Source organism: Hydrogenophaga sp. 2FB (genome assembly GCF_005503365.1).
Lineage (GTDB): Bacteria > Pseudomonadota > Gammaproteobacteria > Burkholderiales > Burkholderiaceae_C > Hydrogenophaga.
Window position 1 is genome coordinate 59,023 of the sequence record NZ_SCML01000003.1, and the last position, 26,475, is coordinate 85,497.

Consider the following 26,475-nt stretch of genomic DNA (forward strand, 5'->3'; position numbering starts at 1 on the left):
ATTGTCGCGCGTCGGCTCACGGCGCCACGGTCTGGCGCACCGCGTGCTCCCATTGCGCCATTTTTTCCGCCGCGCGCTCGCGCGACAGCGTGGGGTGGAAGGTGCGTTCGGCACGCCATTGCCGGGTGAGTTCGTCCAGCCCACCGTACACGCCGCTGTGCAGGCCCGCCAGATACGCTGCGCCGAGGGCCGTGGTTTCGATCACCTCGGGGCGCACCACCGGAATACCGAGCAGGTCGGCCTGGATCTGCATCAGGAGGTTGTTCGAGCAGGCGCCGCCGTCCACCCGCAACTCGCTCACCGGCACGCCGCCGGCCGCAACGGCGTCGCGCGCCATGGCGTCGAGCAAGGCCGCGCTTTGAAAGGCGATGCTCTCCAGCGCGGCGCGCGCAATGTGGGCGATGGTGCTGCCGCGCGTGAGACCGGTGATGCTGCCGCGCGCATCCGGTTGCCAGTAGGGCGCGCCCAGGCCGGTGAAGGCCGGCACGAGCATCACGCCGCCCGCGTCGGGCACGCTCTCGGCGAGCAGCTGCACCTCGCCGCTGGACTTGATCGCGTGCAGGCCGTCGCGCAGCCACTGCACCACCGCGCCGCCAATGAACACGCTGCCTTCCAGTGCGTACTGCGGCGTGCCGGCCGGTTGCGCGGTGGCGGTGGTGATGAGGCCGTTCTGGCTGACCTGGAAACGCTCGCCGGTGTGCATGAGCAGGAAGCAGCCCGTGCCATAGGTGTTCTTGGCCATGCCGGCGGTGAAGCAGGCCTGGCCGAAGAGCGCGCTTTGCTGGTCGCCGGCCACGCCGCCGATCTCCAGCGGCGCGCCCAGCCACTCGGCCTTCATCTGGCCGAAGTGCGCGCTCGACGGCAGGGCTTCGGGCATCAGGCTTTTCGGCACGTCGAGCAGGGCCAGCAGGTCGTCGTCCCATTCGCGCGTGTGCACGTTGAACAACATGGTGCGCGAGGCGTTGCTCACGTCGGTCACGTGGCGATCGCCGCCCGTGAGTTGCCAGATCAACCAGCTGTCCACCGTGCCGAAGGCGAGTTCGCCGCGCTCGGCCTGCGCGCGCGCGCCGGGCACGTTGTCCAGAATCCACTTGAGTTTGGTGCCGGAGAAATAGGCATCGATGCGCAGCCCGGTTTTCTGCAGCACGGTGTCGCTCATGCCGCGCTCGCGCAACTCGGCACAGGTGCTTTCGGCGCGGCGGTCCTGCCAGACGATGGCGTTGTGGACCGGCTCGCCGGTCTGGCGGTTCCACACCAGCGTGGTTTCGCGCTGGTTGGTGATGCCCACGGCCTGAATCTGGTCGGCGCGCAGCTTCGCCTGCTTCAGCGCTTCGCGCGCGGTCTCCAGTTGCGTCTGCCACAGGTCGCGCGGGTCGTGCTCCACCCAGCCCGGCTGCGGGTAGATCTGGCGGAACTCGCACTGCGCCATGGTGACCACGCGGCCCCGGCGGTCGAACACGATGCTGCGCGAACTGGAGGTGCCCTGGTCCAGGGCGAGCAGGTAGGTCATGGTGTCTCCTGTGTACGGGCTCTGAGGACGATCAACGGGCAACATAATCGAAAAACCGCATGGTCACTCGGCCGTCACATGGAAGAATGGCCCGCCGAACCGATGTGACCATGCCCTCTCTCCTTATGAAACGTGCAGAACTGCTTGAATCGTTGCCCCGCCACGGCGTGTTCGACCTGGCGGTGGTCGGAGGGGGCGCGACCGGCCTCGGCGTGGCGCTCGATGCGGCGCTGCGCGGCTTTTCGGTGGTGTTGCTGGAATCACACGACTTCGCGGGCGGAACCTCGTCCCGGTCCACCAAGCTGTTGCACGGCGGTGTGCGTTACCTCGCGCAGGGCAACCTGGCGCTGGTGCGCGAAGCCTTGGCCGAGCGCGCCACGGTGCTGCGCATCGCACCGCACCTGGCGCAACCGCTGCCCTTCGTCATGCCGTCCTACCGCTGGTGGCAGACGCCGTTTTACGGCCTCGGCCTCAAGCTGTACGACCTGCTGGCCGGTGGCGCGGGCCTGGGGCGGACCGAGTTCCTGAACCGCGAACAAACCCTGCAGGCATTGCCCGGCGTCCAGCCAAAGGGTCTGCGCGGTGGCGTCAAGTATTGGGACGGCCAGTTCGACGACGCGCGTCTGGCGCTCGCGCTTGCCCGCAGCGCCGAGGCTGCGGGCGCCCAAGTGCTGAACTACGCCGAGGTCACCGCCGTTCGGCAGCTCTCCAGCGGCGACGCCCCGCTTTCGTTGCTGGACGTGACCGACCGGCGCGGCGGCGTGTTGCTCCAATTGCAGGCCCGGTGCGTGGTCAACGCCACTGGCGTCTGGGTGGACGCCTTGCGCGACCACACCCAGCCGGCGGCGAACCAGGGCGCAGCCTCCCGCATGGTCAGTCCCAGCCAGGGTGTGCACGTCGTGGTGGACCGCGATTTCCTCCCGGGCGGCCACGCCCTGCTGGTGCCCAAAACCCGCGACGGCCGGGTGCTGTTTGCCGTGCCCTGGCTGGGCAAGCTTGTGCTCGGCACCACCGACACCCCGCGCCGCGACCTGCCGCGCGAGCCCGATGCCTTTGCCGAAGAGCTCGAATTCATCCTCGGTGAAGCCAGCCAGGCGCTGAGTCGGCCGGTGCGCCGCGAAGATGTCCGCAGCCTCTGGGTGGGCCTGCGCCCGCTGGTGGCGGCGCCCGAAGCCGCCGAGGGTGGCACCAAAGTGTTGTCGCGCGAACACACCATCGTGGTCGACGCCAACGGCCTGGTCACGGTCACCGGCGGCAAATGGACCACCTACCGCGCCATGGCCGAGGACGTGCTCGCACGCTGCTTCGCCAGCCGATTGCTGCCCTACCGCGCCAGCGGCCAGAGCGCGTCCCACGTGTTGCTGGGAGCGGCCACCGCCAGCCCGACCACACCGCTGCACGCGGCGCCCGGGCTGCACCTGTACGGTTCGCAAGGGCCGCAGGTAGCGGCATGCCCGGGACAAGCCAATGTCCTCGGGGCCGGTCTGACCGAGGCCATGGTGCGTTACGCGGTCCGCTTCGAATACGCCCAGACGGTCGAAGATGTGCTGGCGCGGCGCTGGCGTGTCCTGTTCCTGGACGCCGCCGAGGCCCACCGCCTTGCGCCCGCCGTGGAGGCGATCCTGGCCGAAGAGCTCGGTGCCGACCCGGAACTGGCGTCTTTTCAAGCGCTCTGCAAGCGGTACCTGCCAGCGGCCGCATTGGCTGGTTGACGCGAAGTTTGGATTCATGCCATAATTCGCGGCTTCGCTTGAAAAGGCGGAGAGCTATCTGCCCACCGAAGCGGGTGAGCCAGGCGCAATGTCTGGCAAACCTTCAACGACGGGCCCAAGACTGATCACTCCCGGCCGTGGTGGCTGGGGGGATTCAAGTTGGGACTTAAATCAAATGATTCAAACGCAATCTCGACTCGATGTTGCTGACAACACGGGCGCGAAGTCCGTGATGTGCATCAAGGTGCTCGGCGGCTCCAAGCGTCGTTACGCCAGTGTGGGCGACGTCATCAAAGTCACCATCAAAGAAGCAGCGCCCCGTGGCCGCGTCAAAAAAGGCGAGGTTTACAACGCTGTGGTGGTTCGCACCGCCAAGGGCATCCGCCGTCAAGACGGCGCCCTGATCAAATTCGACGGCAACGCAGCAGTGTTGCTTAACGCCAAGCTGGAGCCTATCGGCACCCGCATCTTCGGACCGGTCACGCGCGAACTGCGCACCGAGAAGTTCATGAAGATCGTGTCGCTGGCACCCGAGGTTCTCTGAGGAATCATCATGAACAAGATTCGTAGTGGCGATGAAGTCATCGTGATTGCCGGTCGCGACAAGGGCAAGCGCGGCAAGGTTGTGCTGCGCAGCGACGACAGCCGTCTGGTTGTCGAAGGCGTGAACCTCGTCAAGAAGCATGCCAAGCCGAACCCCATGAAGGGCATCACCGGCGGCATCATCGAAAAGACCATGCCTATCCACCAGTCCAACGTCGCCATCTTCAATGGCGCCACCGGCAAGGCGGATCGCGTGGGTATCAAGCTCCTGGCCGACGGCAAGAAAGTGCGCGTCTTCAAGTCCAGCGGCGAAGAAATCAAGGTGGCATGACCATGGCACGTTTGCAAGACATTTTCCGCGACACCATCGCGCCCAGCCTGGTTGAGAAGTTCGGCTACAAGTCGATCATGGAGGTGCCCCGCATCACCAAGATCACGCTGAACATGGGTGTGAGCGAAGCTGTTGCTGACAAGAAGGTCATGGACAACGCCGTGGGCGACCTGACCAAGATTGCTGGCCAGAAGCCAGTGGTGACCAAGGCCCGCAAGGCCATCGCGGGTTTCAAGATCCGCGAGCAGCAAGCCATCGGCTGCATGGTGACCCTGCGCGGCGCTCGCATGTACGAATTCCTGGACCGTTTCGTTACCGTGGCATTGCCCCGCGTGCGCGACTTCCGTGGTATCTCCGGCCGCTCTTTCGACGGCCGCGGCAACTACAACGTTGGCGTCAAGGAACAGATCATTTTTCCTGAGATCGAGTACGACAAGGTGGATGCCTTGCGCGGTCTCAACATCAGCATCACGACGACCGCCAAGAACGACGAAGAGTGCAAGGCTCTTCTGGCTGGTTTCCGTTTCCCGTTCAAGAACTGAGGTGGCGCGTGGCTAAACAAGCACTACTCCAACGTGAACTCAAGCGCGAGAAGCTCGCCGCCAAGTTCGCCAAGAAATACAACGAGTTCAAGGCCGTCGCCAACGACGCCAAGAAGAGCGACGAAGAACGCGATGCGGCCCGCCTGGGTTTGCAGAAGCTGCCCCGCAATTCGAACCCGACCCGTCAGCGCAACCGCTGCGAGATCACCGGTCGTCCGCGCGGCACTTTCGCCCACTTCGGCCTGGCCCGCGCCAAGGTCCGCGAAATGGCGTTTGCCGGTGAAATTCCCGGCATCACCAAAGCCAGCTGGTAAGCACTAGGAGAACCACAAATGAGCATGAGTGATCCTATTGCTGACATGTTGACCCGCATCCGCAACGCACAAATGGTCGAAAAGGCCAGCGTGACGATGCCGGCTTCCAAGGTCAAGGCCGCGATCGCCCAGGTCCTGAAGGACGAGGGTTACATCGACGGATTCCAGGTCAAGAGCACCGATGGCAAGAATGAACTTGAGATTTCTCTCAAGTACTACGCTGGCCGCCCGGTGATCGAGCGCATCGAGCGCGTGAGCCGCCCCGGCCTGCGCGTCTACCGCGGTCGCAACGCCATCCCCCAGGTCCAGAACGGTCTGGGTGTGGCCATCGTCACCACGCCGCAAGGCGTGATGACCGACCGCAAGGCGCGCGCTACCGGTGTCGGTGGCGAAGTCCTGTGTTACGTCGCCTGATGCGGGCATTGAGGAGAAATTAATGTCACGTATTGGAAAACTGCCGGTCACCGTCCCTGCTGGGGTGGAGGTCTCGGTCAAGGACAACCAGATCCATGTCAAAGGCACCTTGGGTGCTTTGGCTCTGACGCTGAACGCGCTGGTCAAGGTTGAAAACAAGGCGGGCACGCTGACCTTCGTTCCGGTGAACGAGTCGCGCGAAGCCAATGCCATGTCGGGCACCATGCGTCAGCTGGTCAACAACATGGTCAACGGGGTGAGCAAGGGCTTCGAGAAGAAGCTGACGCTGTTGGGCGTGGGCTACAAGGCCCAGGCACAAGGCGCCAAGCTCAACCTGACGGTCGGCTACTCCCATCCCGTGTTGATGGACATGCCCGCCGGCATCAAGGTGGAAACCCCGACGCCGACCGAAATCCTGATCAAGGGTTCCGATCGCCAGCGTGTGGGCCAGATCGCTTCCGAGGTGCGAGCTGTTCGCCCTCCCGAGCCCTACAAGGGCAAGGGCATCCGTTATGCGGATGAAAAGGTCGTGATCAAGGAAACCAAGAAGAAATAAGGATCAGGATCATGTTGACCAAAAAAGAGCAACGTCTCCGCCGCGCCCGCCAGACGCGCATCCGCATTGCGCAGCAAGGCGCCGTGCGCCTGAGCGTGAACCGCACCAACCTGCACATCTACGCCAGCGTCATTTCCGACGATGGCAGCCGCGTGCTGGCTGCTGCATCGACCGCCGAAGCCGAAGTGCGCGCCCAGATCGGTGGCGCCGGCAAGGGTGGCAACACCACTGCTGCAGCCTTGGTGGGCAAGCGCATCGCCGAAAAGGCGAAGGCCGCCGGCATTGAAAAAGTGGCGTTTGACCGTTCCGGTTTTGCTTACCACGGCCGGGTGAAAGCCCTGGCAGACGCGGCACGTGAAGCCGGTCTGCAGTTCTGATCAAACGGAATACACAAAATGGCTAAATTTACGGCAAACATCAAGAACGAAGCGAACGAAGACGGTCTGCGCGAGAAGATGATCGCGATCAACCGCGTGACCAAGGTGGTCAAGGGCGGTCGCATTCTCGGTTTCGCAGCGCTGACCGTGGTCGGTGACGGCGATGGCCGCGTGGGCATGGGCAAGGGCAAGGCGCGTGAAGTGCCGGTGGCGGTGCAGAAGGCCATGGAGCAGGCCCGTCGCAACATGATCAAGGTGTCGCTCAAGAACGGCTCCCTGCACCACAGCGTGCACGGCGAGCACGGCGCTTCCAACGTCATGATGCTGCCGGCTTCCAAAGGTACCGGCATCATCGCCGGTGGCCCGATGCGCGCTGTGTTCGAAGTGCTGGGCATCACCGATGTCGTGGCCAAGAGCCATGGCTCGAGCAACCCCTACAACCTGGTGCGCGCCACACTGGACGCACTGAAAAACTCGACGACCCCTGCCGACGTGGCTGCCAAGCGTGGCAAGTCCGTTGAAGAGATCCTGGGTTGATTGGAGCGATCATGACCACTCAAAACACCGTCAAGGTCCAACTGGTGCGCAGCCCCATTGGAACCAAGCAATCCCACCGCGACACCGTCCGTGGCCTGGGCCTGCGCAAGCTCAACAGCATCAGCGAGCTGCAGGACACGCCCGCCGTGCGCGGCATGATCAACAAGATCAGCTACCTGGTCAAAATCGTCTGATCGGAGTCACTGACATGCAACTCAATACCATCAAGCCTTCCGAAGGCGCCAAGCATGCCAAGCGCCGTGTCGGCCGCGGCATCGGTTCGGGCCTGGGCAAAACGGCGGGTCGTGGCCACAAGGGCCAGAAATCCCGTTCGGGCGGCTACCACAAGGTCGGTTTCGAAGGCGGTCAAATGCCGCTGCAGCGTCGTCTGCCCAAGCGCGGCTTCAAGTCGGCGCAACTGCAGTTCAATGCCGAAGTGACCCTGGCCGACCTGAATGCACTCGACGTGAGCGAAGTGGATGTGCTCGTGCTCAAGCAAGCTGGCTTGGTGCCGCACCTGGCCAAGCGTGTCAAGGTCATCAAGACCGGTGAGATCACGCGTGCCGTGACCCTCAAGGACATCGCCGCCACGGCAGGCGCCAAGCAAGCCATTGAGGCAGCTGGCGGCTCGCTGGCGGCCTGATCGGACCCGAACGGAAGCTTCCTGTGGCAACTGGATCCACGTCCCTGGCCAAAACCGGAAAGTTCGGTGACCTGCGTCGCCGGCTGGTGTTCCTGTTGCTGGCGCTGGTGGTTTACCGCATCGGGGCGCACATCCCTGTGCCCGGTATCGATCCCGCGCAGCTGGAGCAATTGTTCCAGGGGCAGCAGGGCGGTATTCTCAGTCTGTTCAACATGTTCTCGGGCGGCGCGCTCTCACGCTTCACCGTGTTCGCGTTGGGGATCATGCCGTACATCTCGGCCTCGATCATCATGCAGCTCATGACCTACGTGGTGCCCACGTTCGAGCAACTGAAGAAAGAGGGCGAGGCCGGTCGCCGCAAGATTACGCAGTACACCCGCTATGGGACGCTTGCGCTGGCGATCTTCCAGGCAATGGGCATCGCTCTCGCGCTGGAAGGTCAGGCCGGCCTAGTGATCGATCCCGGCATGGCTTTCCGCCTGACGGCTGTGGTCAGTCTCGTGGCAGGCACCATGTTCCTGATGTGGCTGGGTGAGCAGATCACGGAACGTGGTCTGGGCAACGGTATCTCGATCCTGATCTTCGCCGGCATTGCCGCAGGTCTGCCGAGCGCCATTGGCGGTTTGCTGGAGCTGGTTCGTACCGGTGCCATGAACATCCTGGTGTCGATCTTCATCATTGCGCTGGTCATCCTGGTGACCTACTTCGTGGTGTTCGTCGAACGCGGCCAACGCAAGATCCTGGTGAACTACGCGCGGCGCCAAGTGGGCAACAAGGTTTATGGTGGCCAGTCATCGCACTTGCCGCTGAAGCTGAACATGGCCGGTGTGATCCCGCCGATTTTCGCTTCTTCCATCATCCTGCTGCCCACCACGGTGGTGAGCTGGGTGAGCACCGGTGACTCCACCCGCTGGTTGCGCGACATCGCTTCTGCCTTGTCGCCAGGTCAGCCGATTTACGTGGCTTTGTACGCAGCGGCCATCATCTTCTTCTGCTTCTTCTACACCGCGCTGGTATTCAACAGCCGCGAGACCGCAGACAACCTGAAGAAGAGTGGTGCGTTCATCCCCGGCATTCGCCCGGGTGACCAGACCGCCCGCTACATCGACAAGATTCTGTTGCGGCTGACGCTGGCAGGCGCTGTGTACATCACCGCCGTGTGTCTGTTGCCCGAGTTTCTGATCCTGAAGTACAACGTGCCGTTCTATTTTGGCGGCACCTCCTTGTTGATCATCGTGGTGGTCACCATGGACTTCATGGCTCAGGTTCAAAATTACATGATGTCGCAGCAATACGAATCGCTGCTCAAGAAGGCCAATTTCAAAACCTCCCCTTGAACTTCGCTTATGGCCAAGGACGATGTGATCGAGATGCAGGGGGAGGTGGTTGAAAACCTCCCCAATGCGACCTTCAGGGTCAAACTCGAAAACGGTCATGTGGTGTTGGGGCATATCAGCGGCAAGATGAGGATGCATTACATCCGGATCCTGCCGGGGGACAAGGTCAAAGTGGAGCTCACGCCCTACGACCTCACCCGGGCGCGAATCGTGTTCCGCTCGAAGTGAACGGACAGTTGTTGACAGTTTTTAGGAATATCTAGGAGAAGAGTATGAGAGTTTCGGCTTCGGTCAAAAAAATGTGCCGCAACTGCAAAGTCATCAAGCGGCATGGCGTCGTGCGCGTTATCTGCACCGACCCGCGTCACAAGCAGCGTCAAGGCTGATTGGTTAGTTAAGAGGATCCATCATGGCTCGTATTGCAGGCATCAACATTCCGCCGCACAAGCACGCCGAAATCGGCTTGACGGCAATCTTTGGCATTGGTCGCACCCGCGCTCGCAAGATCTGCGAAGCCTGCGGCATCGACTACGCCAAGAAGATCAAGGATCTGAGCGACGCGGAACTCGAAAAAGTGCGCGACCAGGTCGGTACGTTCACGATCGAGGGTGACCTGCGTCGTGAAACCACCATGAACATCAAGCGCTTGATGGACATTGGTTGCTACCGTGGCTTCCGCCACCGCCGTGGTCTGCCGCTGCGTGGTCAGCGCACCAAGACCAACGCCCGTACGCGCAAGGGTCCCCGCAAGGCCGCCCAGTCGCTGAAAAAATAAACGGTTAGAAGGACCCTCATGGCCAAGTCTCCCTCCAGCAGCGCATCTGCCCGCGTTCGCAAGAAAGTCCGCAAGAACGTTGCCGACGGCATTGCACACGTGCACGCCTCGTTCAACAACACCATCATTACCATCACCGACCGCCAGGGCAACGCTCTGTCGTGGGCGTCTTCGGGTGGCCAGGGCTTCAAGGGCTCGCGCAAATCCACGCCGTTCGCTGCCCAGGTGGCATCCGAAGTCGCTGGTCGCGCTGCCATCGAGCAGGGTATCAAGAACCTGGACGTCGAGATCAAGGGCCCAGGTCCTGGTCGCGAGTCTTCGGTGCGTGCACTGGGTGCCCTCGGCATCCGCATTAACTCGATTTCCGACGTGACGCCGGTGCCGCACAACGGCTGCCGCCCGCAGAAGCGCCGCCGCATCTGATGCACTACCGCTGACGCGGTACAATCGAAAGCTTTTTTGAGCGCCACCGCAGTCGCCTGCGGTGGCATTTTTGCTAAGCCCACCGCCATCTTTTCTAAAGGGTGGCTCCCGCAACAACAGGTTGCGGCAGTGAAACAAGGAAACCAACGTGGCACGTTACCTCGGCCCCAAGGCCAAACTCTCCCGCCGTGAAGGCGCTGACCTGCTGCTCAAGAGCGCCCGCCGCTCCATCAGCGACAAGGCCAAATTCGATTCCAAGCCCGGCCAGCATGGCCGCACCTCGGGCCAGCGCACCTCCGATTTCGGCGTGCAGCTGCGCGAAAAGCAGAAGGTCAAGCGCACCTATGGTGTGCTGGAGCGCCAGTTCCGCCGCTACTTCGCTGAAGCCGATCGCCGCCGTGGCAACACCGGCGCCAACCTGTTGTTCCTGCTCGAAGCGCGTCTGGACAACGTGGTGTTCCGCATGGGCTTTGCCTCGACCCGTGCCGAAGCGCGCCAGATCGTGTCGCACAAGGCCATCCTCGTGAACGGCAAGTCGGTCAACATCCCTTCGTACTCCGTGAAGGCTGGCGATGTGATCGCCGTGCGTGAGAAATCGAAGAAGCAAGGTCGCGTGATCGAAGCCCTCGAGCTGGCCAAGCAAATCGGCTTCCCCGCCTGGGTCGACGTGTCGACCGACAAGGCCGAAGGCGTGTTCAAGAAATCGCCCGACCGCGATGAGTTCGGCTCCGACATCAACGAATCGCTGATCGTCGAACTGTATTCCCGTTAATTTCGTTCCCGGCCTGCACCCTTGCGGTGTGGTCGGGCCATGCTCCGTCTGCCTTATCGGTGTAACGAGCCGAGGGTACTGAAGGAAGTTGAATGCTGAACAATCTGCTGAAGCCCAAAACCATCAACGTCGAGCAAGTTTCGACCAACCGTGCCAAAGTCACACTCGAGCCTTTCGAGCGGGGTTATGGCCATACGCTGGGCAACGCTCTGCGTCGGGTTCTGCTGTCGTCCATGACCGGCCATGCGCCGACCGAAGTCACGATCGCTGGTGTGGTGCACGAGTACTCATCGATCGATGGCGTGCAAGAAGACGTCGTCAACATGCTCTTGAACCTCAAGGGCGTGGTGTTCAAGCTGCACAACCGTGATGAAGTCACGCTGAGCTTGCGCAAAGACGGCGAAGGCGTCGTGACGGCAGCCGACATTCAGACGCCGCACGATGTCGAGATCGTCAATTCGGGTCACGTGATCGCCACGCTGTCGGCCGGCGCCAAGCTGGACATGCAGATCAAGGTGGAAAAGGGCCGCGGTTACGTGCCGGGCAGCCTGCGTCGCAACGACGACCAGACCCGCTCCATTGGTCGCATCGTGCTCGATGCCTCGTTCTCGCCGGTCAAGCGCGTGAGCTACACGGTGGAAAGCGCTCGCGTTGAGCAGCGCACCGACCTGGACAAGCTGGTGCTCGAGATCGAGACCAACGGTTCCATCGGTCCTGAAGAAGCGGTTCGCGCCTCCGCCAAGATCCTCGTCGAACAGCTTGCTGTGTTCGCGCAACTCGAAGGCGTGGAGCTGTCGGCGTTCGATGCACCCGCGCAGCGCAGCTCGCAGCAATTCGATCCGATCCTGCTGCGTCCCGTGGACGAGCTTGAACTCACTGTTCGTTCGGCCAACTGCCTCAAGGCCGAGAACATCTATTACATCGGTGATCTGATTCAGCGCACCGAGAACGAGCTGCTCAAGACCCCCAACCTGGGCCGCAAGTCGCTCAACGAAATCAAGGAAGTGCTCGCTTCGCGCGGCTTGACCTTGGGCATGAAGCTTGAAAACTGGCCGCCTGCCGGCCTGGACAAGCACTGAGACCGCAGCGTCTGGCCAGGGGGCCAGACCCGGACGAACTCCCAGTACCTAGTACGGCTGGGGGCAAAACACTGAAAGGATGAACAAATGCGTCACGGACACGGACTTCGCAAACTCAACCGCACCAGCGAGCACCGCCTCGCCATGCTGCGCAACATGATGAACTCGCTGCTTACGCACGAAGTCATCAAGACCACGGTGCCCAAGGCCAAAGAGCTGCGCCGCGTGGTCGAACCCATGATCACGCTGGCCAAGGAAGCCACCGTGGCCAACCGCCGCCTGGCGTTTGACCGACTGCGTGACCGCGATGTGGTCGTGAAGCTGTTCAACGAACTGGGTCCGCGTTTCAAGGCGCGTCCAGGTGGTTACACCCGCATTCTGAAGATGGGTTTCCGCGTGGGGGACAATGCACCCATGGCATTGGTCGAACTGGTGGACCGTGCAGAAGACGCGGCGCCAGCGGCTGACGCTGACAAAGCGTGATAGAATACAAGGCTTGACGCGGAGTGGAGCAGCCTGGTAGCTCGTTGGGCTCATAACCCAAAGGTCGCAAGTTCAAATCTTGCCTCCGCAACCAACTAAATCAAGCACTTGCTTGTCATCGAAGCCCACGGAAACGTGGGCTTTTTTGTTTGTGGCGTCACGCGTTTTGTGTCTCGGGCAAAACGCCCCGAACCGATTCGATTCTGGTGTGGCCATCCTTCGTGGAAGGAGCCTACCGATTGACGACCGTGTCACCGTCCATGGTCAGTGCCTGGCCGCGCTCCAGATCGGACAACAAGGCCATGAGCCATTCCCGACTCTGCGCCGGGTCCGAGCGCAACTCGCCGGGCATGGCGTTCACGAAGTAGTGGGTTTGCCGCACCCACTGGTGCATGGCGTCGATGGACACGGTTTGCCATTCCAGCAGCTTGAACTTGATCAAGACCTTCAGCGCGTGCCGGCGGTGCTTCTCGGGATGGCCGACGAATTGGTCGAGGCGGGTGCGGGCGCGTGTGAGCGCGGCGTCCACATCCTCGAACACCGTGCCATGCCCCGGGATGACGGTCTTCGGGTTCAGCTGTTCGATCAAGTTCAGGGTGTCGGCGACTTCGTCAAAGGCGGAGATGCCTTCGAGTTCGGGAAAGACGACGCCGAAGCCGTTTTCCCACAGGGCATCGGCCGAGATCAACAGACGGTGTTGGGGTTGAAACAGCACGATCGAATGCGGGTCGTGGCCCTTGGCCGCGTGAATCTCCCATTCCCACGAGCCCAGGCGCATGGACGTGCCAGGCACCAACAGGCCTTGGTGGGTAAAGCGCGGGCAGAGCTGGCCGGTGGCCTCAAAAGTGAGCTCGGCCAGGTCCCACTCGGCAACCGCTTGGGCGTGTCCCGGCGGAATCAGCGTGCGCAGCGCGGGGTAGGCTTGTTGCAGTGCGGCGTTGCCACCGCAATGGTCGCTGTGCAGGTGGGTGTTGAGGAGGAGGTCCAGTGGCGTTTGACCCAGCGATGCGCCAACCAATGCCACTGTCTGGCCCGCGTGGGTGCCGTAGCCCGAGTCGACCAATGCCGTTGGACCATCGCCTCGGATCAGGATGTTGTTGGCGGACAGCCAGCCGCGCTCCAGGCAGGTGACACCCGCCTGCGCCAGGGCGGCGTGACCCACGCGCGGTTCCGGTGGCGGCGATGGCGTCGACGTCATGCGGTTGCCGAGCGCAACGAGCGGCGCAGGATTTTGCCGACGTTGCTCTTGGGCAGTTCGTCGCGGAACTCGATGTGCCGGGGTTGCTTGTAGCCGGTCAGCTTGTCCTGGCAATAACGGGCCACGTCTTCCTCGCGCAGTGTCGGGTCGGCGCGCACGATGAACACCTTGACCGCCTCGCCCTGCTTCTCGTCCGCCACACCGATGGCGGCGCATTCGAGCACACCGGGGCACATGGAAATGACGTTCTCCAGCTCGCTCGGGAACACGTTGAAACCGGACACCAGGATCATGTCTTTCTTGCGGTCGACGATGCGGGTGAAGCCTTGCGCGTCCATGATGCCCACGTCCCCGGTGCGCATGAAGCCGTCGGGCGTGAAGGCGTTGGCGGTTTCTTCGGGCTGGTTGTAATAACCGGTCATCACGTTGGGGCCCTTGATGCAGATCTCGCCCGTCTCGCCCAGCGCCAGGCTGCGGCCTTCCTCGTCCTTGATGGCAATGTCGATGCCGGGCAGCGGCAGCCCGATGGTGCCGCTGAACCGCGTGCTGGTCACGGGGTTGTTGGTGCCGATCGCGCAGGTTTCGCTCATGCCCCAACCTTCGATCATGGTGCAGCCGGTGGTGGCGCGCCATTGCCGCGCCGTGCCTTCGGACGCGGCCATGCCGCCGGCTTGCGACATCACGAGGTTGGAAAAGTCGAGTTGGCGGAACTGCGGGTTCTGCAGCAGCGCATTGAACAAGGTGTTGACCGCGGGCAGCAGGTGGAACGGGCGGCGCTTGAGCGTGGCCACCAGGTTCGGGATGTCGCGCGGGTTGGGCACCAGCGTCATGTAAGCGCCGTTGCGGATGGAGAGCAGGCTCAGGGTGAGCGCGAAGATATGGTACAGCGGCAAGGCGGCGACGCCATTGACCTTGCTCGGGTCTCCCACGCGGTCCAGCGCGGGCTTGAACCAGGCCTCGGCCTGCAGGATGGCGGCGATGATGTTGCGGTGCGTCAGCACCGCGCCCTTCGACAAGCCGGTGGTGCCGCCGGTGTACTGCAGGAAGGCGACGGAATCCAGGGTGTCGTGGTTCGGTTTGAGGCTCAGGTTGCTGCCCGCCGCGATCGCGTGGCGGAAATCGACGATGGTGCGCGCGCCCAGCGGGCCGGTTCGGGGGAGTTTGTAGGCCGGCACCATCTTGGCCAGGTGGCGCACGGCAAACGTGAGCCAGCGGCCGTACCAGAACCCGAGTTGATCGCCCAGGCTGGCGACCACCACGTGTTCCACCGAGGTCCGGTCGATCACTTCTTCGAGCGTGTGGGCGAAGTTTTCGAGGATGACGATGGCCTGCGCGCCGGAGTCCGTGAGCTGGTGTTCCAGCTCACGGGCGGTGTACAGCGGGTTGACGTTGACCACGGCGTAGCCCGCGCGCACGATGGCCGCCATGGTGATCAGGAACTGCGGCACGTTGGGCAGCATGATGGCCACGCGTGCGCCAGGCACCATTCCACGCCCCTGCAGCCAGGCGCCCATGGCGGCGCTCAATTCGTCGAGCTCGCCGTAGCGCATCCAGCGCTCCATGCAGACGCACGCGGGTGCGCGGGCGTTGCGCTTGAAGGATTCTTCCAGCAGGGCGGACAAGGAGCGGTATTGCTCGGGCGCCACGTCGTGCGGCACACCTTCGGGGTATTGGGAGAACCAGGGTCGGGTCATGGGTTGCGGTCGCGTGAAGGATCGGATGCGGCCATTCTGACAAGGGAGCCTCGCGAGGGACATCGGGCCCGCCCCTAGGCGCTGTCACGCAAAGCACACGGTCATGCGGGCGAGGGCGCGCGGGCGAGTTCGGCCGCCAGCGCGGCGCTGCCGTCCGCCTCGCCCGCGTCGAACAGGGTGGTGATCCACTGCGATTCGCGCGCGCTGACGGTGTCGAGAAACACCCGGGCGTCGCCCAACGAGGCGAAGGCGTCGAAGCCACTCTCCAGGAACTGTTGCAAGGCCTCCAGCCCGGCGGCGCGGGCGGGGTTGCGCATCATGCGCAGCGCCAGGCGCAAGGGCTTCATGCGCGTGAGGCGCTGCAGCTCCAGCCCCATGTGCTGCACCACGGCCAGTTGGCGCGCACGGGCTTCGCGGTTGCCCGTCAGTTGCCAGCTGCGGATGTAGCGCAGGGCGGGAGGCAGTGTGTCGTCCTGCGCCAGCCAGTAGGTGGCCATTTCATGGTCGAGCACCTCGGTCAGCGCATGGGTCTCGGCCAGGTCGACCGCGAGCTGCGCCACCGCCTCCGGAAACAGGCGCTCCAGTGCCCCCGCAATGCGGGCGAACTGCGCGTCGCGCTGCGCGAAATCGTGCACGCCGTACAACTCCTCCAGAAAGAAGCGGGTGGCGGGTGCGTAGACCGGGTGTTGCAGGAAGTCTGTGTAGGTGGCGCGAAAACGCCGGGCCTGCAGTTGTTTGACGTCGCGCACCGCGCGGTCCAGCCCCGCGCTGCGGGCCTGCTGGCGCAGGTCGCTGACGCGCTCCAGGTGGGTGCGGATCTGATCGGCGGCGCTGGGCTTGGTGGTCATGAAACGGCCTTGAGGGGACGACGTGTCAGTCTATTCCGGAGTTCGCAGACCGTGAGATAGTGCGTCGCATGTCCAAGCTCGATGCCCGAGAAACCCCATCCCCGCGCCGTTCCTCCAGCCTGGCGAGTTTGCAGCAGGTCCTGCTGCTGGTCGCGCTGGTCTTTGCCATGAGCTGGTTGCTGTACTGGTGGCCGCGCTCGCCCACGGTGGGCGTTGTGGGTGCGGCGTTGCCGTTGGGCGGGTACACGCTGGTGCTCGCGCTGGAAGGCGTGATGTCGGCGTGGGTGAACCGCGGCGACGACGCGCCGCCTTTGTCCTGGGCCGGCGTGGTCCGCGCGTGGTGGCAGGAGGTGTGCGTGGCGCCGAAGGTGTTTGCCTGGCGCCAGCCGTTTCGCTGGGCCCGCCTGCCGGACGACGCCGAGCCTGCGCCGGGCGGTGCACCGCACGCGGTGGTGTTCGTGCATGGCTTCGTCTGCAACCGCGGCTTCTGGTTGCCGTGGATGCAGCGGCTGCGCGCACAAGGCATTCCGTACACCTCGGTCAATCTCGAACCCGTGTTTGGCGACATCGACGACTACATGCCGCTCATGAGCGATGCGGTGCGCCGCGCCCACGCGCTCACGGGACAGCCGCCGCTGCTGGTCTGCCACAGCATGGGTGGCCTGGTGGCGCGCGCCTGGGCGGCCATGGAGCCCGAGGTGCCGGTGCTCGGCATGGTGACCATTGGCAGCCCGCACCGAGGCACCTGGCTGGGGCGCTTCAGCCACGTGGCCAATGGGCGGCAGATGCGGCTGGGCGGCGACTGGCTGGGGGCGCTGTTCGCGCGCGAGGCGCAGATCAAGCCCGCGCAGACCTACGAGCACGTCGTGTGCTGGTATTCGAACGGCGACAGCATCGTGTTTCCCGCGTCCACCGCCACCTTGCCCGGTGCCGACAACCGCCACGTGCCGGGCATGCCGCACGTGGCGCTGGCGTTTCACCCGAGGGTGATGGACGAGTCGCTGGCGATCCTGGCGTCGGCCGGCAACTCACCGAGCGAACGCACGGCCGCGTAGAGCGGCGCGAAGTCGGGTGCGGTCATCTCGAACAGCTGTTCGAAGCTGTCGATCACGAAGTACGTGGCCTGGTAATCGTCGATCTTGTAGCGCGTGCGCATGCAGCGCAGCAGGTCGAGCGCGATGCGTTGTGGCTGCGGGCTGGTGACGCTGTATTGCAGCTCACCCGATGAACTCAGGATGCCCGCGCCGTACGCGCGCAGTCCGTCGGCCTGGCGGATCAGGCCGAACTCGATCGTGTACCAGTACAGCCGCGAAAGCAGCTCGCCCGCGCCCAGCTCGTGCGCCTTCAGACCGCCTTCCCCATAGCGTTGCACGTAGTCGGCGAACACCGGGTTGAACAGCAGAGGCACATGGCCGAAGAGGTCGTGGAACACATCGGGTTCGACGATGTAATCGAACTCGGCGGGCGTGCGCAGCCAGTCCGTCACCGGGAAGCGGCGGTTGGCCAGCAACTCGAAGAACGGCCGCTCGGGAATCAGGCCCGGCACCGCCACGATCTCCCAGCCGCTGGCCGGTTTCAACCGCTCGTTGATTTCCTCGAAGCGCGGAATGCGGTCCTTCACGCCGAGCGAGGGCAGGGCCTCGATGAAGGCATCGCAGGCCAGTCCCGGCAGCAGGGCGGACTGGCGTTCGTAGAGACGCCGGTACGTGTCGTGGTCGGCGTCTGTGTACGACGCCCAGTTCTGCGCGCAGGTGTAGTCGGCCCGTGCGCGGCTGTAGTCGCCGCGTGGCGGGCGTTCGCTCGCGCCATAGACCACTGGTTCGACGGCCATGGTGTTTCCTTGTCAGGACTTCAGCACACCCCGGCGCATCTGGTCGAGTTCCATCGTCTCGAACAGCGCCTTGAAGTTGCCTTCGCCAAAGCCCTGGTTGCCCTTGCGCTGGATGAACTCGAAGAAGATCGGGCCGAGCTGGTTCTCGCTGAAGATCTGCAGCAGCAACTCGCCGGGCACGCCGTCCACCAGGATGTTGCGCTGCTTCAGCGCTTCCACGTCTTCACCGTGGTTCGGAATGCGCTTGGGCAGCAGCTCGTAGTAGGTCTCGCTGGTGTTGAGCAGCTTCACGCCGCTGAGTTCGAGCGCGTCCACCGTATCGTAGAGGTTGGTCGAGCCCATCGCGATGTGCTGGATGCCCTCGCCGTGGTAGCGGTCCAGGTACTCCTGGATCTGCCCCGCTTTTTCGTTGCCCTCTTCGTTGATCGGGATGCGGATCTTGCCGCAGGGGCTGGTCATGGCCTTGCTCTTCACGCCGGTGGCCTGGCCTTCGATGTCGAAGTAGCGCACCTCGCGGAAGTTGAACAGCCGCTCGTAGAAGCCCGCCCACTCTTCCATGCGGCCCCGGTGCACGTTGTGCGTAAGGTGGTCGATGTAGGTCAGGCCATGGCCCACCGGGTTGAGTTCGGCGCCGGGCAGGGGCTCGAAGTCCACGTCAAAGAAGCCGATGTTGCCGATGTCGCCCGTCTTCGCGCCGTTCTTGCCGCGCCACTTGTCGATGAAATAGATGATCGAGTCGCCAATGCCCTTGATGGCCGGGATGTTCAGCTCACCCGGTCCGGCCGACTGCGCGTAGCCCCAGGCGCCCAGCGAGATCGCGCGCTCGTAGGCCGCCTTGGCGTCGCGCACACGGAAGGCGATCGCGCACACGCTCGGGCCGTGCAGGCGCGCGAAGCGCTGCGCGAAGCTGTCGGGCTCGGCGTTGATGATGAAGTTGATCTCGCCCTGGCGGTACAGCGTGACGGCCTTGTGGCGGTGCTTCGCGATCGGCTTGAAACCCATGCGCTCGAACAGCGCGCCCATGGCCACCGGGTCGGGTGCGGCGTATTCGATGAACTCGAAGCCGTCGGTGCCCATGGGGTTGTCCCACGCGGTGGCGGCGGTCTGGGCGGCGGTGGGCAGGGGGCTGTTCATGGTGGTCTCCGTGTGTGACAGGCTGATGCGCCACTGTATCGGCGCAGCGTGTCACGATTCCGGCGTATTGGGGCGGGTCGTTCGCTCCGGTTGCAGGATTCCTGCAAAATGACGCCCATGGAAGCACTGGACAAGCTCGATCGGCACATTTTGCGCAGCCTGCAGGCCGATGGCCGCGCCACCTACGACCAGCTCGCCGAGGCGGTCGGTCTCTCGCCCAGCGCGGTGCTGCGCCGCGTGCGCCGCCTGGAAGAAGCCCACGTGATCGACCGCTACGTGGCGTTGGTGCGGCCGGAAGCGGTGGGGCTCGGCCTTACCGCCCATGTCAGCGTGCGGCTGGAGAAGCACAGCGACAGCGCCAAGCGCAACCCGATGGACACGTTTCGCGCCAGCGTGCTCGCCTGGCCCGAGGTGGTGGAATGTGCCGCGCTCACGGGCGACATGGACTTCCACCTGCGCCTGGTGGTGGCCGACATGGCCGCCTACTCGCGCTTCATCATGGACACCTTGCTCAAACACCCCAGCGTGCAGGACTGCAAGACCAGCTTCGTGATGGACAGGGTGAAAAGCACCACCGCGCTGCCGCTGTGAGGCGGTTCCGTCCGTCGGGTTCCCGCTCGTTTAGGGGCGGTAGTCCTTGTCGATATAGGGTTGACCCGTACATTCGTCCCCATGGTTGATTTCACCCACTCGATCAAGTCGACGCCGCCGCCGGCCCAGGCCGAGCAGGGCGGCGGGTCGTCCGCGGGCGACAGGAAGCCGAACACGTCGACTTCGGTGGTGGTGCCCATCCGCTCCATCGGCCCGGGCCAGATCGACCGCATCGAAGCCCATCTGCTGGCGCTCGACGAGCACGACCGCTACCTGCGCTTTGGCTACGCCGCCAACGACGAGCAGATTCACCGCTACGTGGCCCAGCTCAACTTCGAGCGCGACGAGCTCTTCGGCATCTTCAACCGCCGGCTCGAGCTCATTGCCCTGGCCCACGTCGCGTTCTCGGTCGACCCGCAATACAACAGCTGCGCCGAGTTCGGCGTGTCGGTGGCCAAGAGCGCGCGTGGGCGTGGCTACGGCAGCCGCCTGTTCGAGCGCGCCGTCATGCATGCGCGCAACGAGGGCGTGACCATGCTGTTCATCCATGCCCTGTCCGAGAACACCGCCATGCTCAAGATCGCGCGCCGCGCCGGCGCGGTGATCGAGCGCGACGGCTCCGAGTCCGAGGCGCACCTGCGCCTGCCCCCGGCGGATTTCGATTCGCGCGTGACCGAACTGCTCAACCAGCAAGTCGCCATCACCGACTACCACTTCAAGTCCCAGGCCAAGCAGTTCTGGGGCATCCTCGCCGTGCTGCAGGAGATCCGCCAGGGCGTGCGCGACGCGCGCGACCGCGTTCGGGGCTGAGTTCGCGCAGGGCGGCGGCTTTGCGCGCTGCCACCTGCATGGGGTATCCTTTCGCCCTGTTACAACCTCCCCTTTCCTTCAGTGGCCGAATCCCCTCCCAGTAGCGGGCCGCAGCGCAGCCTGCGGCATGCCGACAAACGTGGTTTCCTGCAAAAGCTCGCGGAATTCATCCACCCCGGGCCGGATTCCAAGGACGAGCTGATCGAAACCCTCGCCGAGGCCGAGGACAACGACATCATCAACGCCGAATCGCGCGTCATGCTCGAAGGCGTGATCCGCATCGCCGACATGACCGCTGGCGACGTGATGGTGGCCGCGCCGCGCATGGACGTGCTGGACATCGAGGCCCCCTACGACGAGCTGCTGCACCTCGTCATCAACACCGCCCACTCGCGCTTTCCCGTGTTCGAAGACGAACGGGAAAACATCATCGGCATCCTGCTGGCCAAAGACCTGCTCAAGCTGCAGCGCGCGCCCGAGCTCAACATCCGCGCCCTGTTGCGCCCGGCCACTTTCGTGCCCGAGAGCAAAGGCCTCAACGACCTGCTGCGCGAATTCCGCGGCAACCGCAACCACCTGGCCATCGTGATCGACGAGTTCGGCCGCGTGGCCGGCCTCATCACCATCGAAGACGTGCTCGAAGAAATCGTCGGCGAGATCGAGGACGAGTTCGACGTGGTCCAGGACGACGGCGACATCTTCGCCCTGGCCGACAGCACCTGGCGCGTGAGCGGCGACACGCCGATCGAGCGCATCAACGAGTCCTTCGGGCTGGCGCTGCCCAAGGAAGATTTCGACACCATCGGCGGCATGATCGCCCACGCCATGGGCCACGTGCCCAAGCGCGGCGAAGTCCACGAACTCGACGGCCTGCGCTTCACCGCGCTACACACCAAAGGTGGCGCGGTGAAGTGGTTCAAGGTCCTGCCCGTGCAGGGCGAGGCTTAAAACGCCCATGCGCAGCCTCTTCGGGTCACTGCACACACCATCGAGCTTCAACCCGATGAGCCGCCGCCCTCCGGGGCGCGCCGCGCGCGGCAGTGGTTTTGTGTGGTGGCTGCTGTGCCTCGCCGGTGGCGCGCTGCAGGCCGCATCCATCGCCTGGCCGTTCCAGAGCTGGGGCCTGCCGGGCACCGTGCAGGGCCAACCCAACGGGTGGTGGCAGATCGTCGCGCTGGCCATGCTCGTGCTGGCGCTGCAGTACGCCACGCGCGTGGGTCAGGCGGTGTGGCGCGGCTGGGTGTTCGCCACGGTGTGGCTGGCCGGCACCTTCTGGTGGTTGTTCATTTCGCTGCACACCTATGGCGGCCTGCCCGCGTGGCTGGCCGTGCTGTCCGTGCTGGCGCTGGCGGGTCTGCTCGCCATCTACTACGCGGTGGGCATGGGCTTCCTGTGCGCCTGGGCGCCGCTCTCGCGCACCGCCCAGGGGCTGATGTTCGCCTCGCTCTGGACGCTCGCCGAACTCGCGCGCGCACACTGGTTCACCGGATTCCCCTGGGGCGCGGTCGGCTATGCGCAGGTGGACCTGATGGCGCCCTGGGCGCCGCTGGTGGGTGTCTACGGCATGGGATTCCTGGCAGCGCTGCTCGCCTATTCGCTGGCGTCGGTCGTGTCGGCCATGGTGCGGCGTCTGGGTGACTGGCTGTCATCGCCCACCGGCCGCCGCCAGACGATTCGCACCACGGGGGGCGTGCGCATCGCCGCCCCCGCGCCGCGGGTGCAAGCCCGGCTGGTGCCCGACCTGGCCCAGGGATGGCCCGGCGCGCTGCGCAACCTCGCGCTCCTGCTGGTCGTGGCCGCCTTGCTGTGGAGCCTTGTGGGTGGCGGGGCCGCATGGCGCGGGCTGGGCCAGCGCGAGACCGCGGCCACGGGCGACCTGCGGGTCTGGCTGCTGCAAGGCAACATCGCGCAAGACCAGAAATTCCAACCCGGCACCGGCATTGCCCAGGCGCTGTCCTGGTACCCGCAACAGATGGCCGAAGCCGCGCATGCCGCGCGCAGTTCGGTGACCGGTCCGCAACTGGTGGTGGCGCCGGAGACCGCCGTGCCCCTGTTGCCTGGACAACTCGGCCCCAACTTCTGGCAACCCCTGTTGGGCGAACTGGCCCGGGAGCCGACCGGCGCCGGTGTGAACACGCTGCTGGGCCTGCCCCTGGGCAGCCTGGAGCAGGGCTACACCAACTCGGTCTGGGGCCTCACGCCCGGTGCGGCCCACCGCCTGCAAAGCCTGGCCCGGCTGGACACGGCCGACAACGGCCTGTTCCGCTACGACAAGCACCACCTGGTGCCGTTTGGCGAGTTCATTCCGCCCCTGTTCCGCTGGTTCACCGACCTCATGAACATCCCGCTGGGCGACTTCAACCGCGGTGCGCTCGGCCAGCCGGCCTGGGCGGTGGCGGGGCAGCGCATCGCGCCCAACATCTGCTACGAAGACCTGTTTGGCGAAGAGCTCGCGGCCTCGTTCCGCGACCCCACCGCCGCGCCCACGGTGCTGATCAACCTGAGCAACATCGCCTGGTTCGGCGACAGCATCGCCATCGACCAGCACCTGCAGATCTCGCGCTTGCGCGCGATCGAACTGGGCCGGCCCATGCTGCGCGCCACCAACACCGGCGCGACGGCAGTGATCGACCACCAGGGCAAGGTGACGCACGAGCTGCAGCGCCTCACGCGCGGGCGGCTGGAAGCGACGGTCCAAGGCCGCAGCGGCATCACCCCGTACGCCGGGTGGACGGCGCGCTGGGGCCTCGCGCCCCTGTGGGTCGGCTGCCTCGCGCTGGCGCTGCTGATCGCCTCGGCCCGCAACCTGGGGCGGCGCGGTGGGCGCACCCGCCGCCGCTGAAGACCACGCGCCGTAGCGCGCGGCGTGCACCCGTAAAATCAGGCGCTTGTCGGGCCGCGCAAACACGCGTTCGCCCTCCGACCCCATCCCGCCCTTCTCCTGGCCGCGCAGCGTTCCCGGCCCCATTTGCATGTTGACCTTCCAGCACATCATTCTGAAACTGCAGTCCTACTGGGACGCGCAAGGCTGCGCGCTGCTGCAGCCCTACGACATGGAGGTCGGCGCCGGCACCAGCCACACCGCCACCTTCCTGCGCGCGCTCGGCCCCGAGCCCTGGAAGGCCGCCTACGTGCAGCCCAGCCGCCGCCCCAAGGACGGCCGCTACGGCGAGAACCCCAACCGCCTGCAGCACTACTACCAGTACCAGGTGGTGCTCAAGCCCGCGCCGAGCAACATCCTGGAGCTCTACCTGGGCAGCCTCGAAGCGCTGGGCTTCGATCTGAAGAAGAACGACATCCGCTTCGTCGAGGACGACTGGGAAAACCCCACGCTCGGCGCCTGGGGCCTGGGCTGGGAGGTCTGGTTGAACGGCATGGAAGTCACGCAGTTCACCTACTTCCAGCAAGTGGGTGGCATCGACTGCAAGCCCATCACCGGCGAGATCACCTACGGCCTGGAGCGCCTGGCCATGTACCTGCAGGGCGTGGACAACGTCTACAACCTGAAGTGGACCGACACACTGAGCTATGGCGACGTCTACCTGCAGAACGAAAAAGAACAGTCGGCCTACAACTTCGAACACAGCGACGCCGACTTCCTCTTCACCGCCTTCAATGCGCACGAGAAGCAAGCCAAAAACCTGATGGAGCAGCAACTCGCATTGCCGGCCTACGAACAGGTGCTGAAGTGCGCGCACAGCTTCAACTTGCTGGACGCGCGCGGCGCCATCAGCGTGACCGAACGCGCCGCCTACATCGGCCGCATCCGCAACCTCGCGCGCGCCGTGGCGCAAAGTTATTACGACAGCCGCGAACGCCTGGGCTTTCCCATGGCACCGCGCGAGTGGGTCGAACAGATGGCGAAGAAGGCCGCGTGATCGCCGGTTGAAAGAACAAAAAATGAGTGCACAGAACCTTCTCGTTGAGCTGTTTGTTGAAGAGTTGCCGCCCAAGGCGCTGAAGAAGCTGGGCGATGCTTTCGCCACCGTGCTGGCCGATCAGCTCAAGGCCCAAGGCCTTGCGCCGGCCGATGCCGCCGTCACCGCCTTTGCCTCGCCGCGCCGCCTGGCCGCACACGTCACGGGCGTGTTGCCCCGCGCGGCCGACAAGGCCGTGTCGCAAAAACTCATGCCGGTGAGCGTGGGGCTGGACGCGAATGGCCAGCCCACGCCCGCCTTGCTCAAGCGCCTGGGTGCGCTGGGTGCCGACGCGTCGGCGGTGGCGGGCCTCAAGCGCGCACCCGATGGCAAGGCCGAAGCGCTGTTCTACGACAGCGTGGCGCCCGGGGCCGAGTTGGCCGCCGGCCTGCAGAAGGCGCTCGACGAAGCCATTGCCAAGCTGCCGATTCCGAAGGTGATGAGCTACCAGCTGGAGACCGATTGCGAGTTGCCCGGCTGGAGCAGCGTGAACTTCGTGCGCCCGGCGCACGGCCTGGTGGCCTTGCATGGCGCTCAAGTCGTGCCGGTCAAGACCCTTGGCCTCACCGCGCGCAACACCACGCAAGGCCATCGCTTCGAAGCGGCTGTGTCGCCCGTGGTGCTGAAAGACGCCGACAGCTACGCCGCGACCTTGGCGAAAGACGGTGCGGTGATCGCGTCTTTCGCCGAGCGCAAGGCCGAGATCGCGCGCCAGCTCGCGGCGGCTGCCGCGAAAGTGGGTGGCGGTTGCCAACCGATCGACGACGACGCGCTGCTCGACGAAGTGACCGCGCTGGTCGAGCGCCCCAACGTGCTCATCTGTGAATTCGAAACGCAGTTCCTCGACGTGCCGCAGGAATGCCTGATCCTCACGATGAAGGCCAACCAGAAGTACTTCCCGTTGCTCGACGCGCAGGGCAAGCTGACGAACCGTTTCCTGGTCGTGAGCAACATCAGCCCGGCGGACGCGAGCGCCGTGGTCGGCGGCAACGAACGCGTGGTGCGCCCGCGCCTGGCCGACGCGAAATTCTTCTTCGACCAGGACCGCAAGAAGTCGCTGGCGTCGCGCGTCGACGGCCTGGGCAAGGTGGTCTATCACAACAAGCTCGGCACGCAGGGCGAGCGCATGGAGCGCGTGCGCAAGATCGCCCGCGCCATCGGCCAACAACTCGGTGGCGATGTGCTCGCGCAGCAGGCCGACACCGCCGCGCAACTCGCCAAGACCGACTTGCTGACCGACATGGTGGGCGAGTTCCCCGAGCTGCAGGGCATCATGGGCGGCTACTACGCGCGCCACGACGGCCTGAGCGAAGACATTGCCTTCGCCATTGAAGACCACTACCGCCCGCGTTTCGCGGGCGATGAGCTGCCGCGCAACATGACGGGCGTGGTCGTGGCGCTGGCCGACAAGCTGGAAACGCTGGTTGGCATGTTCGGCATCGGCAACCTGCCGACCGGCGACAAGGACCCGTTCGCGCTGCGCCGGCACGCGTTGGGGGTTGTGCGGATGCTGGTGGAGAAGGATCTGCAGCTCGACGTGGTCGCGTTGTTGAAGTCGGCCGTGCCGGCATTCGGCGCGTTGATTACCGATCCGAGCGCCGCCTTGTCCGACTTCATCTTCGATCGACTGGCCGGTGGTTTGCGCGAGCAGGGCTACAGCGCGCAGGAAGTCGATGCTGTGCTGGCCTTGCGTCCTTCCCGCCTGGGCGAAGTCGCAAAACGCCTCGCTGCCGTGCGCGCTTTCGCCGCCTTGCCCGAAGCCCCCGCCCTCGCCGCCGCCAACAAGCGCATCGCCAACATCCTCAAGAAGTCCGAAGGCGAGGTCGCCGAGGTGAAGGATTCGCTGCTGGTCGAAGCGGCGGAGAAAGACCTCTTCGCCGCGATGCGATCGACGGTGCCCGCCGCCAACGCGAAGTTCGACGCCGGCGATTACACCGCTTCGCTGCAAGCCCTTGCCGCGCTGCGCACCCCGGTCGACGCCTTCTTTGACGGCGTGATGGTCAACGCCGACGACCCCGCGCTCAAGGCCAACCGCCTGGGCCTGCTGCGCGAGTTGCACAACGCCATGAACCGCGTCGCCGATCTCTCGCGCCTCGCGACCTGA

Annotated in this window: 32 protein-coding genes and 1 tRNA gene; 27 read left to right on the forward strand and 6 right to left on the reverse strand. The window is 64.6% G+C overall.

The features are described from left to right. Window positions 1–16: 16 nt before the first annotated feature. Window positions 17–1,510 carry a glycerol kinase GlpK gene (gene glpK, locus FFS09_RS02460; RefSeq protein ID WP_137917282.1) on the reverse strand — a complete coding sequence of 498 codons (1,494 nt, stop codon included), beginning with the start codon at window positions 1,508–1,510 and terminating at the stop codon, window positions 17–19. Window positions 1,511–1,635: 125 nt separating this feature from the next. Between glpK and FFS09_RS02465 the strand changes: the two genes are divergently transcribed. The 20 genes from FFS09_RS02465 (at window position 1,636) to FFS09_RS02560 (ending at window position 12,442) form a co-directional block, all read left to right on the forward strand. Continuing rightward, entirely contained in the window at window positions 1,636–3,222 is a 1,587-nt protein-coding gene (locus FFS09_RS02465) for a glycerol-3-phosphate dehydrogenase/oxidase (protein ID WP_252374198.1), read from the forward strand. Window positions 3,223–3,397: 175 nt separating this feature from the next. Further along, on the forward strand, window positions 3,398–3,766 hold the full coding sequence (gene rplN, locus FFS09_RS02470) for a 50S ribosomal protein L14 (RefSeq protein WP_056268999.1): 369 nt from the start codon (window positions 3,398–3,400) through the stop codon (window positions 3,764–3,766). 9 nt (window positions 3,767–3,775) lie between these two features. Further along, complete coding sequence (gene rplX / locus FFS09_RS02475; RefSeq protein WP_137917284.1) at window positions 3,776–4,096, forward strand: 50S ribosomal protein L24; 321 nt, start codon at window positions 3,776–3,778, stop codon at window positions 4,094–4,096. Between the two features lie 2 nt (window positions 4,097–4,098). Then, a complete protein-coding gene (rplE, locus tag FFS09_RS02480; protein WP_137917285.1) occupies window positions 4,099–4,638 on the forward strand; it encodes a 50S ribosomal protein L5 in 540 nt (179 codons plus the stop codon). A gap of 8 nt (window positions 4,639–4,646) precedes the next feature. Continuing rightward, window positions 4,647–4,952 carry a 30S ribosomal protein S14 gene (gene rpsN / locus FFS09_RS02485; RefSeq protein ID WP_137917286.1) on the forward strand — a complete coding sequence of 102 codons (306 nt, stop codon included), beginning with the start codon at window positions 4,647–4,649 and terminating at the stop codon, window positions 4,950–4,952. A gap of 18 nt (window positions 4,953–4,970) precedes the next feature. Continuing rightward, window positions 4,971–5,366: a 30S ribosomal protein S8 gene (rpsH, locus tag FFS09_RS02490; RefSeq protein WP_137917287.1), complete on the forward strand. Its 396-nt coding sequence runs from the start codon at window positions 4,971–4,973 to the stop codon at window positions 5,364–5,366. Window positions 5,367–5,388: 22 nt separating this feature from the next. Then, window positions 5,389–5,922, forward strand: a complete 534-nt coding sequence (gene rplF / locus FFS09_RS02495) for a 50S ribosomal protein L6 (RefSeq protein ID WP_137917288.1) — start codon at window positions 5,389–5,391, stop codon at window positions 5,920–5,922. An 11-nt stretch (window positions 5,923–5,933) separates the two neighbouring features. Beyond that, window positions 5,934–6,299 (forward strand): 50S ribosomal protein L18, encoded by a 366-nt coding sequence (rplR, locus tag FFS09_RS02500; protein ID WP_137917289.1) that lies wholly within the window; start codon window positions 5,934–5,936, stop codon window positions 6,297–6,299. 18 nt (window positions 6,300–6,317) lie between these two features. Continuing rightward, window positions 6,318–6,836, forward strand: coding sequence for a 30S ribosomal protein S5 (gene rpsE, locus FFS09_RS02505; RefSeq protein ID WP_137917290.1), 519 nt, complete (start codon window positions 6,318–6,320; stop codon window positions 6,834–6,836). Window positions 6,837–6,847: 11 nt separating this feature from the next. Continuing rightward, window positions 6,848–7,030, forward strand: coding sequence for a 50S ribosomal protein L30 (gene rpmD, locus FFS09_RS02510; protein WP_086122376.1), 183 nt, complete (start codon window positions 6,848–6,850; stop codon window positions 7,028–7,030). Window positions 7,031–7,044: 14 nt separating this feature from the next. Further along, complete coding sequence (gene rplO / locus FFS09_RS02515) at window positions 7,045–7,479, forward strand: 50S ribosomal protein L15 (RefSeq protein WP_137917291.1); 435 nt, start codon at window positions 7,045–7,047, stop codon at window positions 7,477–7,479. Window positions 7,480–7,502: 23 nt separating this feature from the next. After that, window positions 7,503–8,816, forward strand: a complete 1,314-nt coding sequence (gene secY / locus FFS09_RS02520) for a preprotein translocase subunit SecY (RefSeq protein ID WP_137917292.1) — start codon at window positions 7,503–7,505, stop codon at window positions 8,814–8,816. 9 nt (window positions 8,817–8,825) lie between these two features. After that, entirely contained in the window at window positions 8,826–9,044 is a 219-nt protein-coding gene (gene infA / locus FFS09_RS02525) for a translation initiation factor IF-1 (protein ID WP_066267877.1), read from the forward strand. Window positions 9,045–9,088: 44 nt separating this feature from the next. Further along, a complete protein-coding gene (rpmJ, locus tag FFS09_RS02530; RefSeq protein ID WP_137917293.1) occupies window positions 9,089–9,202 on the forward strand; it encodes a 50S ribosomal protein L36 in 114 nt (37 codons plus the stop codon). A 23-nt stretch (window positions 9,203–9,225) separates the two neighbouring features. After that, window positions 9,226–9,591 carry a 30S ribosomal protein S13 gene (gene rpsM / locus FFS09_RS02535; protein WP_137917294.1) on the forward strand — a complete coding sequence of 122 codons (366 nt, stop codon included), beginning with the start codon at window positions 9,226–9,228 and terminating at the stop codon, window positions 9,589–9,591. 18 nt (window positions 9,592–9,609) lie between these two features. Beyond that, window positions 9,610–10,014: a 30S ribosomal protein S11 gene (rpsK, locus tag FFS09_RS02540; protein ID WP_066267872.1), complete on the forward strand. Its 405-nt coding sequence runs from the start codon at window positions 9,610–9,612 to the stop codon at window positions 10,012–10,014. Window positions 10,015–10,162: 148 nt separating this feature from the next. Continuing rightward, window positions 10,163–10,786, forward strand: a complete 624-nt coding sequence (gene rpsD, locus FFS09_RS02545; RefSeq protein WP_137917295.1) for a 30S ribosomal protein S4 — start codon at window positions 10,163–10,165, stop codon at window positions 10,784–10,786. Between the two features lie 92 nt (window positions 10,787–10,878). After that, window positions 10,879–11,865, forward strand: a complete 987-nt coding sequence (locus FFS09_RS02550; RefSeq protein WP_137917296.1) for a DNA-directed RNA polymerase subunit alpha — start codon at window positions 10,879–10,881, stop codon at window positions 11,863–11,865. An 87-nt stretch (window positions 11,866–11,952) separates the two neighbouring features. After that, complete coding sequence (gene rplQ, locus FFS09_RS02555) at window positions 11,953–12,348, forward strand: 50S ribosomal protein L17 (protein ID WP_137917297.1); 396 nt, start codon at window positions 11,953–11,955, stop codon at window positions 12,346–12,348. Window positions 12,349–12,365: 17 nt separating this feature from the next. Continuing rightward, window positions 12,366–12,442: transfer RNA gene (locus FFS09_RS02560), tRNA-Met, on the forward strand. 138 nt (window positions 12,443–12,580) lie between these two features. Here FFS09_RS02560 and FFS09_RS02565 read toward each other — a convergent pair. The 3 genes from FFS09_RS02565 to FFS09_RS02575 all read right to left on the reverse strand — a co-directional run bounded on the left by FFS09_RS02565 (window position 12,581) and on the right by FFS09_RS02575 (window position 16,088). Then, window positions 12,581–13,546 (reverse strand): MBL fold metallo-hydrolase, encoded by a 966-nt coding sequence (locus FFS09_RS02565; protein ID WP_137917298.1) that lies wholly within the window; start codon window positions 13,544–13,546, stop codon window positions 12,581–12,583. Next, window positions 13,543–15,240, reverse strand: a complete 1,698-nt coding sequence (locus FFS09_RS02570; protein WP_137917299.1) for an AMP-binding protein — start codon at window positions 15,238–15,240, stop codon at window positions 13,543–13,545. Before FFS09_RS02570 ends, FFS09_RS02565 begins: the two co-directional genes overlap by 4 nt. A gap of 101 nt (window positions 15,241–15,341) precedes the next feature. Then, window positions 15,342–16,088 (reverse strand): FFLEELY motif protein, encoded by a 747-nt coding sequence (locus tag FFS09_RS02575; protein WP_252374199.1) that lies wholly within the window; start codon window positions 16,086–16,088, stop codon window positions 15,342–15,344. Between the two features lie 68 nt (window positions 16,089–16,156). Between FFS09_RS02575 and FFS09_RS02580 the strand changes: the two genes are divergently transcribed. After that, the gene (locus FFS09_RS02580) at window positions 16,157–17,143 is read left to right on the forward strand and encodes an alpha/beta hydrolase (RefSeq protein WP_137917300.1); all 987 of its coding nucleotides are present in this window, start codon (window positions 16,157–16,159) and stop codon (window positions 17,141–17,143) included. Here the strand turns inward: FFS09_RS02580 and phhA are convergent. Beyond that, window positions 17,065–17,919: a phenylalanine 4-monooxygenase gene (gene phhA, locus FFS09_RS02585; protein ID WP_137917301.1), complete on the reverse strand. Its 855-nt coding sequence runs from the start codon at window positions 17,917–17,919 to the stop codon at window positions 17,065–17,067. The two genes, FFS09_RS02580 and phhA, sit on opposite strands and share 79 nt — an antisense overlap. A gap of 12 nt (window positions 17,920–17,931) precedes the next feature. Beyond that, window positions 17,932–19,053: a 4-hydroxyphenylpyruvate dioxygenase gene (gene hppD, locus FFS09_RS02590; RefSeq protein WP_137917302.1), complete on the reverse strand. Its 1,122-nt coding sequence runs from the start codon at window positions 19,051–19,053 to the stop codon at window positions 17,932–17,934. Window positions 19,054–19,170: 117 nt separating this feature from the next. Between hppD and FFS09_RS02595 the strand changes: the two genes are divergently transcribed. The 6 genes from FFS09_RS02595 (at window position 19,171) to glyS (ending at window position 26,475) form a co-directional block, all read left to right on the forward strand. Next, complete coding sequence (locus FFS09_RS02595; protein ID WP_137917425.1) at window positions 19,171–19,644, forward strand: Lrp/AsnC family transcriptional regulator; 474 nt, start codon at window positions 19,171–19,173, stop codon at window positions 19,642–19,644. 81 nt (window positions 19,645–19,725) lie between these two features. Next, window positions 19,726–20,454, forward strand: a complete 729-nt coding sequence (locus FFS09_RS02600) for a GNAT family N-acetyltransferase (protein ID WP_137917303.1) — start codon at window positions 19,726–19,728, stop codon at window positions 20,452–20,454. A gap of 81 nt (window positions 20,455–20,535) precedes the next feature. Beyond that, window positions 20,536–21,402 (forward strand): CorC family transporter, encoded by an 867-nt coding sequence (locus FFS09_RS02605; protein WP_171019841.1) that lies wholly within the window; start codon window positions 20,536–20,538, stop codon window positions 21,400–21,402. 55 nt (window positions 21,403–21,457) lie between these two features. Further along, window positions 21,458–23,296, forward strand: coding sequence for an apolipoprotein N-acyltransferase (gene lnt, locus FFS09_RS02610; protein ID WP_137917304.1), 1,839 nt, complete (start codon window positions 21,458–21,460; stop codon window positions 23,294–23,296). A gap of 130 nt (window positions 23,297–23,426) precedes the next feature. After that, window positions 23,427–24,332, forward strand: coding sequence for a glycine--tRNA ligase subunit alpha (gene glyQ / locus FFS09_RS02615; RefSeq protein ID WP_137917305.1), 906 nt, complete (start codon window positions 23,427–23,429; stop codon window positions 24,330–24,332). Between the two features lie 22 nt (window positions 24,333–24,354). After that, a complete protein-coding gene (gene glyS / locus FFS09_RS02620; RefSeq protein ID WP_137917306.1) occupies window positions 24,355–26,475 on the forward strand; it encodes a glycine--tRNA ligase subunit beta in 2,121 nt (706 codons plus the stop codon).

What these genes read in the sequence shown, in the direction of transcription:
- glpK (WP_137917282.1), bottom strand. Translation starts at nt 1,510, where the DNA reads ATGACCTACCTGCTCGCCCTGGACCAGGGCACCTCCAGTTCGCGCAGC.
- FFS09_RS02465 (WP_252374198.1), top strand. Translation starts at nt 1,636, where the DNA reads ATGAAACGTGCAGAACTGCTTGAATCGTTGCCCCGCCACGGCGTGTTC.
- rplN (WP_056268999.1), top strand. Translation starts at nt 3,398, where the DNA reads ATGATTCAAACGCAATCTCGACTCGATGTTGCTGACAACACGGGCGCG.
- rplX (WP_137917284.1), top strand. Translation starts at nt 3,776, where the DNA reads ATGAACAAGATTCGTAGTGGCGATGAAGTCATCGTGATTGCCGGTCGC.
- rplE (WP_137917285.1), top strand. Translation starts at nt 4,099, where the DNA reads ATGGCACGTTTGCAAGACATTTTCCGCGACACCATCGCGCCCAGCCTG.
- rpsH (WP_137917287.1), top strand. Translation starts at nt 4,971, where the DNA reads ATGAGCATGAGTGATCCTATTGCTGACATGTTGACCCGCATCCGCAAC.
- rplF (WP_137917288.1), top strand. Translation starts at nt 5,389, where the DNA reads ATGTCACGTATTGGAAAACTGCCGGTCACCGTCCCTGCTGGGGTGGAG.
- rplR (WP_137917289.1), top strand. Translation starts at nt 5,934, where the DNA reads ATGTTGACCAAAAAAGAGCAACGTCTCCGCCGCGCCCGCCAGACGCGC.
- rpsE (WP_137917290.1), top strand. Translation starts at nt 6,318, where the DNA reads ATGGCTAAATTTACGGCAAACATCAAGAACGAAGCGAACGAAGACGGT.
- rpmD (WP_086122376.1), top strand. Translation starts at nt 6,848, where the DNA reads ATGACCACTCAAAACACCGTCAAGGTCCAACTGGTGCGCAGCCCCATT.
- rplO (WP_137917291.1), top strand. Translation starts at nt 7,045, where the DNA reads ATGCAACTCAATACCATCAAGCCTTCCGAAGGCGCCAAGCATGCCAAG.
- infA (WP_066267877.1), top strand. Translation starts at nt 8,826, where the DNA reads ATGGCCAAGGACGATGTGATCGAGATGCAGGGGGAGGTGGTTGAAAAC.
- rpmJ (WP_137917293.1), top strand. Translation starts at nt 9,089, where the DNA reads ATGAGAGTTTCGGCTTCGGTCAAAAAAATGTGCCGCAACTGCAAAGTC.
- rpsM (WP_137917294.1), top strand. Translation starts at nt 9,226, where the DNA reads ATGGCTCGTATTGCAGGCATCAACATTCCGCCGCACAAGCACGCCGAA.
- rpsK (WP_066267872.1), top strand. Translation starts at nt 9,610, where the DNA reads ATGGCCAAGTCTCCCTCCAGCAGCGCATCTGCCCGCGTTCGCAAGAAA.
- FFS09_RS02550 (WP_137917296.1), top strand. Translation starts at nt 10,879, where the DNA reads ATGCTGAACAATCTGCTGAAGCCCAAAACCATCAACGTCGAGCAAGTT.
- rplQ (WP_137917297.1), top strand. Translation starts at nt 11,953, where the DNA reads ATGCGTCACGGACACGGACTTCGCAAACTCAACCGCACCAGCGAGCAC.
- FFS09_RS02565 (WP_137917298.1), bottom strand. Translation starts at nt 13,546, where the DNA reads ATGACGTCGACGCCATCGCCGCCACCGGAACCGCGCGTGGGTCACGCC.
- FFS09_RS02570 (WP_137917299.1), bottom strand. Translation starts at nt 15,240, where the DNA reads ATGACCCGACCCTGGTTCTCCCAATACCCCGAAGGTGTGCCGCACGAC.
- FFS09_RS02575 (WP_252374199.1), bottom strand. Translation starts at nt 16,088, where the DNA reads ATGACCACCAAGCCCAGCGCCGCCGATCAGATCCGCACCCACCTGGAG.
- FFS09_RS02580 (WP_137917300.1), top strand. Translation starts at nt 16,157, where the DNA reads ATGTCCAAGCTCGATGCCCGAGAAACCCCATCCCCGCGCCGTTCCTCC.
- phhA (WP_137917301.1), bottom strand. Translation starts at nt 17,919, where the DNA reads ATGGCCGTCGAACCAGTGGTCTATGGCGCGAGCGAACGCCCGCCACGC.
- hppD (WP_137917302.1), bottom strand. Translation starts at nt 19,053, where the DNA reads ATGAACAGCCCCCTGCCCACCGCCGCCCAGACCGCCGCCACCGCGTGG.
- FFS09_RS02595 (WP_137917425.1), top strand. Translation starts at nt 19,171, where the DNA reads ATGGAAGCACTGGACAAGCTCGATCGGCACATTTTGCGCAGCCTGCAG.
- FFS09_RS02600 (WP_137917303.1), top strand. Translation starts at nt 19,726, where the DNA reads ATGGTTGATTTCACCCACTCGATCAAGTCGACGCCGCCGCCGGCCCAG.
- lnt (WP_137917304.1), top strand. Translation starts at nt 21,458, where the DNA reads ATGAGCCGCCGCCCTCCGGGGCGCGCCGCGCGCGGCAGTGGTTTTGTG.
- glyQ (WP_137917305.1), top strand. Translation starts at nt 23,427, where the DNA reads ATGTTGACCTTCCAGCACATCATTCTGAAACTGCAGTCCTACTGGGAC.
- glyS (WP_137917306.1), top strand. Translation starts at nt 24,355, where the DNA reads ATGAGTGCACAGAACCTTCTCGTTGAGCTGTTTGTTGAAGAGTTGCCG.